Origin of the sequence: Streptomyces sp. NPDC015661 (assembly GCF_043077765.1) — a bacterium.
In the GTDB taxonomy this organism is placed as follows: Bacteria; Actinomycetota; Actinomycetes; order Streptomycetales; family Streptomycetaceae; genus Streptomyces.
The window spans coordinates 502178-514539 of sequence record NZ_JBIBST010000002.1; the positions used below are offsets into that span (position 1 = coordinate 502178).

The following is a 12362-nucleotide window of genomic DNA, read 5'->3' on the forward strand; positions in this document are numbered from 1 at the left end:
CTGGGGGCAGGCCACCGGCCTTCATTCGCGGCGGCGACGGGGAACGCCCTCTCCCCCGTGCGGGTGGGCTCCCAGGTGGCGCAGCGCGGACGCCGCCGCCCCCGCGCCGCACATGCCGTGCGCACCGGGTCCGGGCGGGGTGGACGCCGAGCACAGGAACACCCCGGGCAGGCCCGTGGAGTAGGGGTCGAGCGTGGGGCGCGCGCCCAGGACGAGCTGGGGGATCGTCTTCGCCCCGGTGAGGATGTCACCGCCCGCGAAGTTGGGGTTGGCGGCGGCGAAGTCGGCCGGGCGGGTGACGCGACGGCCCACGATCCGTTCGCGTACGCCCGGGGCGAAGCGTTCGAGCTGTCGCAGGATCGCCTCGGTGGCGTCCCCGTCGTAGCCGTGCGGGACGTGCGCGTACGTCCAGACCGGGTGGACGTCGCCGGCCGAGCGGGTCGGGTCGGCCAGGTACTGCTGGCCGACCAGGACGAAGGGCCTCTCGGGCATCCGGCCCTCCGTCACGTCCCGCTCCGTGCCCGCCACTTCGGCGAGCGGGCCGCCCAGGTGCACGGTCCCGGCGCTCCTGGCGCGCCGGTCCCGCCAGGGCACGCCGCCCTCCACCGCCAGGTCGACCTTGAACGCGCCCGGGCCGCGTCGGAAACGCCGGTACGCGGCCGTCACCCGGGCCGGCAGCCGATCGCCGTACAGGTCGGCGACCTGGCCGGGGTCGAGGTCGAGGAGGGTCACGTCGGCCGGTGGGATCTGGCGACGGTCGGTGATCCGTACGCCGGTCTCGATCGTGCCGCCGTGCGCGCGCAGCACCGCGGCCATGCTCCGGGCGATCGACTGCGAGCCGCCCTCGGCGACGGCCCAGCCGGAGGCATGGCCGGCGGTCAGGATGCCGAGCCCGATCGCCGAACTGAGCGGATCGGACAGCGGGCGGTACGCGTGCGCCGCCACGCCCGCCCACAGCGCCCGGGCCTGCGGGGTACGGAAGATCCGGGCGAGCGCGACGGCGGGCAGCACCGTCGGCAGGCCGAAGCGCACGAGGAGCAGGGGGTGCGCGGGGACCCGCAGCAGCGGGCCCATCACGTCCTCGGCCAGCGCGTCCCAGCGCCGTACCGAGGGAGCCAGCAGGGCCCGGTAGCGGTCGCCGTCCGGGCCGAGTCCTGCGGCGGTCGCGTCGACGGAGCGCAGCAGTACGCCCGCGGTCCCGTCGTCCAACGGGTGCACGCAGTCGATCTCCGGGAGCCGCCAGCGCAGCCCGTGGGCCTCCAGGTCCAGGGAGCGGAGCGCGGGCGAGGCGACGGCCATCGGGTGGACGGCCGAGCAGTGGTCGTGCAGCAGTCCGGGCAGGATGGCCTCGTCGCTGCGGGTGCCGCCGCCGACCTGGTCGGCGGCCTCCAGGAGCGTGACCCGCAGCCCCGCCTTCGCGAGGAGGGCCGCGGCGGCGAGCCCGTTGGGCCCGCCGCCGACGACGACGGCGGTGGTCACGACGCCGTCTCCACGGGCGGCTGGCCGGGGACCGGCCGCAGCGGGTGGAGGGAGCGCACCCCGTGGACGGGATAGTCGGGGCCGTCGGTGGGCCAGGGCTGCCGGGTCAGCATGTCGCGCACGGTGACGTGGCCGGCTTCCAGCAGTCCGAGGGCGGCGTCGTGGATCTCATAGGCCTGAGTCTGCCGGTGGATGGGCTGGCCCTCCAAACAGACCACGCGGACCTCGCCGGGCGCGAACCCGCAGCGGGCCTGGACGGCGCGCAGCAGCTGGTCGTCGTGGAGGTGGCCCTCGCCGAAGTTCCAGCCGAGCGCGAACCCGGCGATCAGCTCTCCGTCGAGGACGACGGTGTCGTCCTGGCCGTCGGTGACGCGGTCGATCAGGCCGTTGTGGGCGCGGCCGTGGGAGTGCATGGCGCGCCAGCCCTGGATCTTGCTCGCCGTCATCAGGGCGGTGTCCGGGTCGTAGAGCATCTCCAGCTGGTGCGGCGCGAGCCGGTTCGACGTGGTCAGCCCGGCCGTCAGGCGGTCGAGGGCGTCGCCGGTGAACACCCAGGCGGTGGTGGCCCAGTTCCCGGCGTAGTAGCGCATGGCCGGCAGGAACGACACGAGGTCGGGGCGCAGGTTTCCCAGCACGGGAAGGGCCAGCAGGCTCGGCAGCACCACGACGAGCAGCCAGGGCGACTCCAGCTGCCACACCGTCACGTCGCCGTGTGCGACGAAGAGGTGGAAGAGCGAGAAGACGAAGAAGATGTTCCACTCCAGCGGCACGCCCATCGGCACGGTCGACAGGATGTGGAGGTGGAAGACGGTCATGTAGAGCACGGCCGCCCAGGTCCACCGGCCGCCGTCGCCCAGGAAGACGAGATACAGCGGCACGAGGTACTCGGTGAGGGTTCCGACGTGGGCCAGGACGAACGGCAGCCGCGAGGGGCGCAGGTCGTGCGGGTGGTCCCGGTAGAAGGCCCGCTTCAGACGGCGGGACGGCAGCAGCGGCGCGTTGCTCATCATCGTCGCCACGACGAACGGGAAGTGGTGGTTGAGCTTGGACGTCGCCGCTCCCCACCACAGCGCCAGCATGACGAGCTGGAAGCCGACGAACATGTCCCCGTACGGGAAGAAGAAGAGCAGCAGCGACAGTCCGTACTGCTCGCCGCGCGCCGCGAGGAAGACGGTCTTGTCCCGCAGCCCGATCACCGCGAGGGAGGCGATGAGGGGGACGGCCGCCACCGGATCGATCAGACCGACGTCGCCGAAACCCGGGACGGGGCTGCCGTCGCCCGGCCGGCTCAGCAGCCACACGCCCGAGCCGAGGACGGCCGCGTACAGCAGGACGTCGGCTCCCGTGCGGCGGTCACCGCGGGTCAGCGGCACCTTGTCCGGCCAGGGCGGAAGCCGGACGGTACCCGGGCGCAGCCAGTACAGCACCGAACCGATCGGCGGGACGAAGCGGGAGGAGAGCGGGCCCGATCCGCAGCCGAGACCGACGATCTCCCACAGCAGGGTGAAGACGATCAGCTTCTGGTAGACGATCGGCTCGGACCACCAGGAGGCGAGGCCGGTGACCGGTCCGAGACCGGGGGTCGTCGAGATCGCGAGCGCTGCCACGCCGACGTAGAGCAGGCATTTGACGACGTAGAACAGGTAGACCGCGTACGGGGTTCCGAAGCCGTGCTCGACCCAGTGACGGGTCAGCGTCTGCAGGCGCTCGCGGCGCGGCAGGGCGCGGAAGGTGGCGCCGTCGACGGGTGGCAGTGCGGGTTTCATGAAGCCCAAGGGGGATCACGCCTTTCGTGTCTTCGCGGGGGACGTGCGGGGCCGGGGACCGCTTCTTCGCGGGGGCGAGCCGAGCTGGGGCCGCTTCTTCGCGGGGGCGAGCCGGACTGGGGCCGCTTCTTCGCGGGGGACGAGCCGAGCTGGGGCCGCTTCTTCGCGGGGGGCGAGCCGGACTGGGGCCGCTTCTTCGCGGGGGCGAGCCGAGCTGGGGCCGCTTCTTCGCGGGGGCGAGCCGGACTGGGGCCGCTTCTTCGCGGGGGGCGAGCCGGGCGGTGCGCGTCGGTTCAGTCGAGGGGCGTGAGCGCGTGGCGCCTCAGCATGGGCTTGTCGATCTTGCCGACGGGGTTCTTCACGATCGAGGGCACGAGGATGACGGCGACCGGTCGCTTGTACGGGGCAAGCCGCTCGGCGAGGAACGCGTCGAGGTCCTCCGCGGCGGCCCGCGTCCCGTCGCGCAGCGACACGAAGGCGACCGGGACCTCGCCCATCACCGCGTCGGGACGGCCGACCACTGCGGCCTCGAAGACGGCGGGGTGGTCGTGCAGGACGGTCTCGATCTCCTTGGGGTAGACGTTCTCCCCGCCCCGGATGATCATGTCCTTCACGCGGTCGACCAGGATCAGATAGCCGTCCTCGTCGAGCCGCCCCAGGTCGCCGGTGTACAGCAGTCCGTCCCGGAGCACCCGGGCGGTCTCCTCGGGTCGGCCCAGGTAGCCGCGCATCACGGTCGGGCCGCTGATGACGACTTCGCCGACCCGGCCGTCGGTGACGGGCTCCCCGTCCTCGCCCATGATCGCCACGGTCTGGCCGGGCAGCGGAAGTCCGACCGTGCCCGGCTTGCGCCGACCGTCCAGCGGGTTGACCGTCGACGCGCAGGTCGCCTCGGACAGGCCGTACCCCTCGATGAGCTGGACGCCGTACCTCTTCTCCACCACGTCGATGAGCTGCGGGGGCATGGGCGCGGCGCCGCAGATGACGTAGCGGAGCGAGGAGGTGTCCGGCTGCACCTCGGGCGGCAGGTTCGCGAACATCGCGTACATCGCCGGGACTCCCGAGAAGAACGTGGGCCGGGCCTTCTCCAGGACCGTGAAGAAGTTCGAGGCGCTGAACCGTCCCATGATCGTGGCCTGACCACCGGCACGCAGCGGCGACAGAATGCTGACGACGATGCCGTTGACGTGGAAGAGCGGCAGGATCAGGAGGCTGTGGGGCCGCTCGCCCGCGGTCATCTTCATCGACTCGATCATGGCCTCGGTCATGGCGTCGAGGTTGCGGTGCAGCAGCTCGACGCCCTTGGGGCGGCCGGTGGTGCCGCTGGTGTAGATCACCAGCGCGAGATCGTCCGCGCCGGCCTCCGGGTCCGCGGACGGCTCGGGCAGGACGGCGGTGCGCGGCGGCGGCACGGCCAGGTCGTCCAGGGTCAGTACGGTGACGGGCCGGGGTACGGCGAGGGGTACGGCACCGGAGCCGTCGGCCGGCGCTCCCTCCACGACGAGCAGGCGTGCGCCGGCGTCCGCGAGTTGGTGACGGGTCTCGCCCTCGGTCAGGGCGGGGTTCACGGGGGTGAGCGCGGCGCCGAGACGCCAGGCGGCGAACAGGGCCACGACCAGCTCGCTGCGGTTGGGGAGCTTGACGGCGACGATGTCGCCGGGGCCGATGCCGTGGTCGGCGAAGTGGCGGGCGAACCGCTCGACGAGGTCGGCGAAGGCGGCGTTCGACAGGGTGCCGCGGGTGTCGTCGGAGAGGGCGGGGTCTTCGGGGGCCTGTGCGCGGCGCACAGCGGGAAGGCGGCTCAGGTTCATGCGGGCTTGCACCTCGGAGGTGGAGGGACGGCGGAACCAGGCGAAGGTAGGGCGCGGCCCGGCCGTACGGCGACGGACGCGGGCCACAAGGATCAGGTCCGCTTTCGTGCGGCGGGCACGAACACCGGGGCGGCCCGTCGGCGTACAGTGCGGGGCATGCCGACAGAACAGCCGTCGGTCGCCGAGGTGACCGACCGCCTCATGGAGGTACGGGACGAGCTCGTCGCCGGCCTCACGCGGGTGACCCGCGCCCAGATCAGCGTCCTCGACCACGACACCGCGCTGCGCTCGCTACTCGAGGCGAGCATCGCCGAGAACGTCGTGTCCGCGCTCCACTTCATCGGGCACGGCCTGGACGCGGACGACCTGGAGGCGCCGACCTCGGCCCTGGCGTACGCCCGGGTCCTGGCGCAGCGTGACGTCCCCCTGTCGGCGCTGATCAGGGCGTACCGGATCGGGCACTCGCTGGTCCTCGACCGGGCCTTCGAGGAGCTCGCCGACCTGCCTCCGGAGGGCCGGCTACCGCTCGTCCTGATCTTCGTGCGGCGTTCCGCGCAGTTCATCGACCAGATCTGCGAGCAGGTCGGGCGTGCCTACGAGCGGGAGCGCGAGCGGTGGGTGGCCAGCCGGAGCGGTGTCCGGCAGCAGTGGGTGAACGAACTGCTGGCGGGTGCGCCGGTGGACCGGGCCGCGGCCGAGCAGGCCCTGCGCTATCCACTGGACGGGCCGCACCTCGCGTGCACGCTGTGGCCGGCCGCGGACATGTCCTCCTTCGACCTCGTCACCGCCGTGGAGGACGCGCGGGCCTCCGCCACGGCGGCGCTCCGGGCACGTGCCGCGCTCGTCGTACCGACGGACGAGCGCGAGGCCCGGCTGTGGCTGGCTCTGCCCACCTCGGGCGGCGCCCGTCCCGAACGGCTGACTCCTCCGGACGGGACCCTCCTGCACGCCTCGGTCGGGCGGCCGGGCATCGGATTGGAGGGCTTCCGTACCTCGGCCCGCCAGGCCGCACAGGTCAAGGAGATCCTCACGGCCCGGCTGGGCAGCACGGGGAAGGAGCGGTCCCACCCGCCCGTCGCGCAGTGGCTGCACTACGCCGACGTGGCGCCGGTCGCACTGATGGCCGGGGACCGGGCGGCGGTACGGGACTTCGTCCGGACCACGCTCGGCGAGCTGTCACGGGACGACGAACGCGAGGCGACCCTGCGCGAGACGCTGCACACCTTCCTCAGGCACCACCGCAGCTACGCGGCGGCAGCCAGGGACATGAACCTGCACCGCAATTCGGTGCAGTACCGGGTGCAACAGGCCACCGCCCTGCTGCCGCACGGCCCGGACGATCTCGTGGACGACTTCGATGTCCGCGCGGCACTGCTCGCCGCCCGTTGGCTGGGGGACACGGTTCTGCGGTGAACCACAGCGGGTGGCCACCCTCGGGCCCCGGCGACACCGGTCCAACTGGAGGCGTCGGCGAACGCTCCGTGGATCAGGACGACGGTGGGGACAGGTGAGTTCATCGTTCGCTCTCTGCGGAAGGGAAAGGACGCCAGAGGGCGGCGGGCTGGGCGGGCATGGTTCGCGGCGGGTGCCTCAGGCGGAGGTGGATCGGGTGGCGTCCTCGATCAGCTCGACGACGCTGTCGGGCCGGGACAGCATGACCAGGTGCGAGGAGTCGACCTCGACGGTGGTCATGCCGGCGCGCTGGTAGCCGTAGCGCTGGACGTCCGGGTTGAGGGTGCGGTCGGAAGAGGCGACCAGCCCCCAGGAGGGCTTCGTCCTCCAGGCGGCGGCCGAGGCCACGTCGGCGAACGCCTGGGCGGCGAGCGGACGCTGGCTGACGGCGAGGACCTCGGTCAGGCGGCGGTCGACGTCGGCGGCGAAGATGGACGGGAACTCGTCGGGCTGCACCGACACATCGGTCCCGGTGCCGGCCGACCCTTCCAGCGGGAAAGGCGTGTAGACGAGTGCGGCGGCGAGGTCGGAGTCCGGGAAACGGCCCTGCAGTTCGCCGAGGCTCTCGCCCTTCTCCAGGGCGTAGCCGGCGAGGTAGACCAGCGCCTGGACGTTGTCCTCGGTGCCGGCGACGGTGATGACGGCGCCTCCGTACGAGTGGCCCACCAGGACGACGGGGCCGGGGATCTGCCGGACGACGGAGGCGATGTAGGCGGCGTCGCCGATCAGGCTTCGGTTGGGAACGGCGGGCGCGACGACGTCCAGACCGCGGGCGATCAGCCGCGGGATGACCTGCGCGTAGCTGGAGGCGTCGGCGAACGCGCCATGGACGAGGACGACGGTCGGCTTGGGGGAACGGGACATGAGTGAACTCCCTTTGGTGTCATGGTCGGTGTGCTGGGTGGTGGTGCCGCGGCGCGCGTACCCGTGCCCCGCTCGACGGTACGGAGACGCGCGCTGCGGAGGCATCAGTCGAAGCGGAGGTCGGAGAGTTGTCGCTCCAGCGCGGTGACGTCGTCCTCGGGCGCCCCCGCCTCCGGCGCCGGGCGGGCCGCCATCAGTACGGCGAGTTCGGCGCCCGCCCTTCGTATGCGGGCGGGCAGGCCGTCGGTGTACTCGTCGCCGCCGGCCCCCCAGTCCTCCGACGCCGCATAGACCGCGGTGGGCACGACGGCCGCCCTCAAGTAGGCGAAGAGCGGGCGCAGGGCGTGCTCCAGGACCAGGGAGTGGCGGGCCGTTCCGCCGGTCGCCGCGACGAGGACCGGCTTGCCCGTCAGGGCGTCCGGGTCGATCAGGTCGAAGAAGGACTTGAACAGCCCGCTGTAGGAGGCGGTGAACACGGGCGTCACGGCGATCAGTCCGTCCGCTCCCGTCACCGCGTCGATGGCGGAGGCGAGTTGCGGTGCGGGAAAGCCGGTCACGAGGTTGTTGGCGACGGCGACGGCGAGTTCACGGAGCTCGATGACCTCCACCTCCACCTCGTGCCCCTGGGCGCCGAGATCGTCGCGGACGGACTCGGCGAGACGGTCGGCGAGCAGACGTGTGGAGGACGGGGTGCTCAGCCCCGCGGACACGGCGACCAGCTTCATGCCGCGGCCCCTTCCCGGGCGACGCGCAGGGACGCGTGGGTGGGAGCGTCCGGCACGCCGGCCGGGCGACCGGCGGCGAACTCCTTCCGCAGCACGGGCACCACTTCCTCACCGAGGATGTCGAGCTGTTCCAGAACGGTCTTCAGCGGCAGGCCGGCGTGGTCCATCAGGAACAGCTGCCGCTGGTAGTCGCCGACCGTCTCCCTGAAGGACAGCGTCCGCTCGATCACCTGCTGGGGGGACCCGACCGTCAGCGGGGTCTGCTCGGTGAACTCCTCCAGCGACGGGCCGTGCCCGTAGACCGGCGCGTTGTCGAAGTACGGGCGGAACTCCCGTATCGCGTCCTGGGAGTTCCTCCGCATGAAGACCTGTCCCCCGAGGCCGACGATGGCCTCCTCCGCCCGGCCGTGGCCGTGGAACTCGTACCGTCGGCGGTACAGCTGGACCATCCGCCGGGTGTGGTCGGCCGGCCAGAAGATGTTGTTGTGGAAGAAGCCGTCGCCGTAGAAGGCGGCCTGCTCGGCGATCTCCGGAGACCGGATGGAGCCGTGCCACACGAACGGCGGGACCCCGTCCAGCGGACGCGGCGTGGACGTGAACCCCTGCAGCGGCGTACGGAACGTGCCCTGCCAGTCCACGACGTCCTCGCGCCACAGCCGTCGCAGCAGCGCGTAGTTCTCCCTCGCGAGGTTGATGCCCTGCCGGATGTCCTGCCCGAACCAGGGGTAGACCGGCCCGGTGTTGCCGCGGCCCATCATCAGGTCCACACGCCCGTCGGCCACGTGCTGAAGCATCGCGAAGTCCTCGGCGATCTTCACCGGATCGTTGGTGGTGATGAGCGTCGTGGCGGTGGAGAGGATCAGCTTCTCGGTTCGGGCGGCGATGTATCCGAGCATCGTGGTGGGCGAGGACGGCACGAACGGCGGATTGTGGTGCTCGCCGGTCGCGAACACGTCGAGTCCGACCTCCTCCGCCTTCAGCGCGATGGCGATCATCGCCTTGATGCGCTCCCCCTCCGAAGGGGTACGGCCGTTGGTCGGGTCAGGGGTCACGTCCCCCACGGAAAAGACTCCGAACTGCATATACGCCTCTTTGTTCGTGAATAGCTACTCTTTCTCGAAATCTAGGCGCTGCACGGGCGGCCGCCGTGCTCCTGCGCGCAAGGGCTCTTGTCCCTCAGCGCCCAAAGCGGAACTCGTGCGGAAACGCCCGCGGGAAAGGAACCGCCCGCCCGGACGACCGGGCGGGCGGGGTGCAACGGAACAGGTCGTCCGCCTCGTTGGAGGGTCTCGACCCATTCGGCGGAGGGAATCCCGACGAGCGATTCCAGCCCCCTCACGGGGCGAGGACGTCCCTCAGTTGGGCGCGCCCCGTGATGCCGAGCTTCGGGAAGATCTTGTGCAGGTGGAAGCCGATCGTGCGGGGAGACAGATAGAGCCGGGCACCGATGTCCCGGTTCGTCAGGCCCTCCGCGGCCAGTTGGGCGATCTGCAGCTCCTGCGGGGTCAGGCCGGCCACCGCCTCCGGTGCCGTGGAGTCCGCCACGGACACGCCCGCCGCCCGGAGCTCGGCGATGGAGCGTGCGATCCAGGGCCGTGCGTCGAGCCGTTCGAAGATCTCCAGGGCGGTACTGAGCAGGGGGCGCGCCTCCGCGGCCCTGCGGTGGCGACGGAGCCACTCGCCGAAGTCAAGGAGCGTGCAGGCGTGTTCGAAGGGCCAGCGTGCGCCGGCCGGGTCGGCGAGCGCCGCGCGGAAGTGCGGCTCCGCGTCGTCGGACTCACTCAACAGGGCCGAGGCACGGCACACGATGGCGTCAAGGCGGGCGGAGCGGGGTGCGTCCAGGGATTGCTCGGCGGCGTGGAGCACGGCGCGGGCGTCGTTCGTCCGGCCGGCGCGAACGGCGGCCGCCGCGAGGTCGGCGAGGTAGTAGAACGAGGCGTGGTGGTGCACGGGGGCGGGGCGGAGGTCCCGGGTGAAGGCGCGGCGAAGGTGCTCGTACGCCGTCGTCTGGTCGCCCTCGGCGAGCGCCGCCATGCCGAGCGCGTGGCAATGACGGACGTAGAGGCTGCGGGACGAGCGCAGGTCGGTGCCGCGCACGGCGTCGGCGGCCTGTGCCCGGGCGCCCGCGTGGTCGCCGCGGGCGGCGCGCAGCGTGGCCTGGAGGATCAGCGATCCCACGGACACGTTGTCGGCCCCCGCCTCGGCGGCCAGGCCGAAGGCGTCCTCGGCCATGGACCGGGCGGCCGTCCAGGCTCCGCTCTCGAACAACGCGAGTCCGAGCGCCTGGGCGACCGTGCAGTTGGTGCCGGCCGTCGCGGCGCGGCGGTGATGGTCCACGGCCTGGCCGAGGAGGCGCACGGCGGTCTCGCTCTCGTCCAGGATCCAGGCGGTGGCGCCGAGCACGACGAGATCGGGGAGGGAGGCATCCCGCAGGCTGTCGACCTTGTGGGTCAGGAGCTCCAGCGCCGCTCCCCGGCCCTCGAACGGCCGGCTGACGAGCTGTGTCCAGAGACTGTCGCTCCTGTCGGGCCGCGGCGCGATCAGGGTGCGGATGCGCTCGAGTTCCGTGCGGTAGAAGGGGTCTCCGGAGTTGTAGGCAGGGGTGGACGCCGTCCCCAGGGCGTCCAGTGCCAGCTCGGGTGCCGCGGTGGCCATGGATTCGGCCACGGGGAGCAGGAACCCGAGCGCGTCGTCGTGGCGGAGGGTCACGGCGAGCGACCAGCCGCCGCGCAGGGAGGCCTCGGCGAGCATCCGGGGGTCGTCGGTCAGCGTGGCGACGCGGGACGCGAGGTCGCCGACCCACTGCGGGTAGCCGGCGTACATGGCGGCGGCGGAGGCCGCGAGCAGGCGCCCGGCACGGTGCTCGGGGTCCGGGGTGAGTTCCGCCGCTCGTTCCAGCGCGGTGGCCGCGGCCGCGTATCCGCCGCGGCGCTGGGAGCGTTCGGCACTCTCCGCCAGGGCGTCGGCGACCGCCTCGTCCGGTCCTAGTGCGGCGGCGGCGAGGTGCCAGGCCCGGCGGTCGGGTTCGTGTGCGAAGGCCGCCGCGAGCGCCAGGTGGGCCTCGCGACGCTCGGCGAAGGAGGCTGCCTGGTGGATCGCGACGCGGACCAGCGGATGGCGCAGGCGGATGTCGCCGCTCTCGACCCGTACGAGACCCGCCTGTTCGGCCGGCCGCCACACGTCCGGCTCGTCCAGGCCAGGGGCCGCGTGCAGGACGTCGGAGAGCCGGTCCGTACCGGCGGCTGCCGCAAGGAGCAGCGCACGCCGGGTGGGTTCCGGAAGGTCGGGCAGGTCGGCGGCGAACAGGCGCTCCAGCCGCGCGGTGAGGGCGAGCGAGTCGATCGAGTCGGAGCCGGGGTCCGCCGGTTCCTTGGCGTGGGCGCGAGCGAGTTCGATGAGCGCGAGCGGGTTCCCGGAGGCCTGCTCGAGGATCCGGGCGCGGGCCTTGCCGCGCGGCGGGTGCGGCTGCTCGTCCAGCAGGAGGCCCGCCTCGGCCCGGTCCAAGGGCCCTGCCGTCAGATGGGGGAAATCGCGGTCGAAGCGCACGGGCACCGCGTCTTCCCGGGCGGCGAGCAGGAGGGCGATGCGTTCGCCTTCGAGGCGCCGGGCGACGAACGCCAGGACGTCCAGTGAGCCGACGTCCAGCCATTGGGCGTCGTCGACGACGATGAGCACGGGTCGTTCCGTCGCCGCTTCCGAAAGGAGTGTCAGCACCCCGGTCCTGATCAGGAGCGGGTCGGGCGTCTGCTGTTCGTCGCCGTCGTCCTCGCCGAAGGCGTACCGCAGGGCGTTGCGCTGACGCGCGGGAAGCCGTTCGGCGTCGCGGAGAACCGGGCGCAGCAGCTGATGCGCTCCCGCGAGGTCGAGGCCCAGCTCGCCCTCGCACCCCCGAACCCGGAGGACACGGAGACCACGTGCCTCGGCCGCGGCGGCGGCGTGGTCAAGCAGTGTGCTCTTGCCGGTCCCGGGCTCACCGGTCAGCACGAGCACCTTCGGGCCGGGGCCGTCCGCGGCGTCGACCAGCCTCCCGATCCACTCCAGTTCGCGAGCCCTGCCCCGGATGCCCGGCGTACGTGTGTCTATGGAGCCGACGTCCATGCTCTCCCTTGCCCTTCACACGGCCGAACGGTCCGCCCAGTGGACAGTGCCGGCCGCGAACTGCCTGTTCACAGCGTTGAAGCCATCCTGCCAGGCCCTCTTCCGGCATGACTGGTCACATGACAGAAGCAGCACGGCCGGGGCTCCTGCCAGCATCCCCTCAGGGG

The 12362-nt window shown here is 72.4% G+C and carries 8 protein-coding genes; 1 reads left to right on the forward strand and 7 read right to left on the reverse strand.

Annotated features, from left to right (window positions below; translation table 11 throughout):
* Positions 1–21 precede the first annotated feature (21 nt).
* The 3 genes from ACF07V_RS06890 to ACF07V_RS06900 form a co-directional block, all read right to left on the reverse strand.
* Positions 22–1479: a phytoene desaturase family protein gene (locus ACF07V_RS06890; protein ID WP_392151848.1), complete on the reverse strand. Its 1458-nt coding sequence runs from the start codon at positions 1477–1479 to the stop codon at positions 22–24.
* Positions 1476–3245 carry a DUF3556 domain-containing protein gene (locus tag ACF07V_RS06895; RefSeq protein WP_392151849.1) on the reverse strand — a complete coding sequence of 590 codons (1770 nt, stop codon included), beginning with the start codon at positions 3243–3245 and terminating at the stop codon, positions 1476–1478. Before ACF07V_RS06895 ends, ACF07V_RS06890 begins: the two co-directional genes overlap by 4 nt.
* A 293-nt stretch (positions 3246–3538) precedes the next feature.
* On the reverse strand, positions 3539–5056 hold the full coding sequence (locus tag ACF07V_RS06900; protein ID WP_392151851.1) for a class I adenylate-forming enzyme family protein: 1518 nt from the start codon (positions 5054–5056) through the stop codon (positions 3539–3541).
* Positions 5057–5212: 156 nt separating this feature from the next.
* Between ACF07V_RS06900 and ACF07V_RS06905 the strand changes: the two genes are divergently transcribed.
* Positions 5213–6469, forward strand: coding sequence for a PucR family transcriptional regulator (locus tag ACF07V_RS06905; protein WP_392151853.1), 1257 nt, complete (start codon positions 5213–5215; stop codon positions 6467–6469).
* A 177-nt stretch (positions 6470–6646) separates the two neighbouring features.
* Here the strand turns inward: ACF07V_RS06905 and ACF07V_RS06910 are convergent, their stop codons facing one another.
* The 4 genes from ACF07V_RS06910 to ACF07V_RS06925 all read right to left on the reverse strand — a co-directional run bounded on the left by ACF07V_RS06910 (position 6647) and on the right by ACF07V_RS06925 (position 12195).
* Positions 6647–7372 carry an alpha/beta fold hydrolase gene (locus ACF07V_RS06910; protein WP_392151855.1) on the reverse strand — a complete coding sequence of 242 codons (726 nt, stop codon included), beginning with the start codon at positions 7370–7372 and terminating at the stop codon, positions 6647–6649.
* A 104-nt stretch (positions 7373–7476) separates the two neighbouring features.
* The gene (locus ACF07V_RS06915; RefSeq protein WP_392151857.1) at positions 7477–8097 is read right to left on the reverse strand and encodes an FMN reductase; all 621 of its coding nucleotides are present in this window, start codon (positions 8095–8097) and stop codon (positions 7477–7479) included.
* Positions 8094–9179 carry an LLM class flavin-dependent oxidoreductase gene (locus ACF07V_RS06920; protein ID WP_392151859.1) on the reverse strand — a complete coding sequence of 362 codons (1086 nt, stop codon included), beginning with the start codon at positions 9177–9179 and terminating at the stop codon, positions 8094–8096. The genes ACF07V_RS06915 and ACF07V_RS06920 overlap by 4 nt, the downstream gene beginning before the upstream one ends.
* A gap of 253 nt (positions 9180–9432) precedes the next feature.
* Positions 9433–12195 (reverse strand): AAA family ATPase, encoded by a 2763-nt coding sequence (locus tag ACF07V_RS06925; RefSeq protein WP_392151861.1) that lies wholly within the window; start codon positions 12193–12195, stop codon positions 9433–9435.
* Between the last annotated feature and the right edge of the window lie 167 nt (positions 12196–12362).

What these genes read in the sequence shown, in the direction of transcription:
- ACF07V_RS06915 (WP_392151857.1), bottom strand. Translation starts at nt 8,097, where the DNA reads ATGAAGCTGGTCGCCGTGTCCGCGGGGCTGAGCACCCCGTCCTCCACA.
- ACF07V_RS06900 (WP_392151851.1), bottom strand. Translation starts at nt 5,056, where the DNA reads ATGAACCTGAGCCGCCTTCCCGCTGTGCGCCGCGCACAGGCCCCCGAA.
- ACF07V_RS06910 (WP_392151855.1), bottom strand. Translation starts at nt 7,372, where the DNA reads ATGTCCCGTTCCCCCAAGCCGACCGTCGTCCTCGTCCATGGCGCGTTC.
- ACF07V_RS06895 (WP_392151849.1), bottom strand. Translation starts at nt 3,245, where the DNA reads ATGAAACCCGCACTGCCACCCGTCGACGGCGCCACCTTCCGCGCCCTG.
- ACF07V_RS06925 (WP_392151861.1), bottom strand. Translation starts at nt 12,195, where the DNA reads ATGGACGTCGGCTCCATAGACACACGTACGCCGGGCATCCGGGGCAGG.
- ACF07V_RS06905 (WP_392151853.1), top strand. Translation starts at nt 5,213, where the DNA reads ATGCCGACAGAACAGCCGTCGGTCGCCGAGGTGACCGACCGCCTCATG.
- ACF07V_RS06920 (WP_392151859.1), bottom strand. Translation starts at nt 9,179, where the DNA reads ATGCAGTTCGGAGTCTTTTCCGTGGGGGACGTGACCCCTGACCCGACC.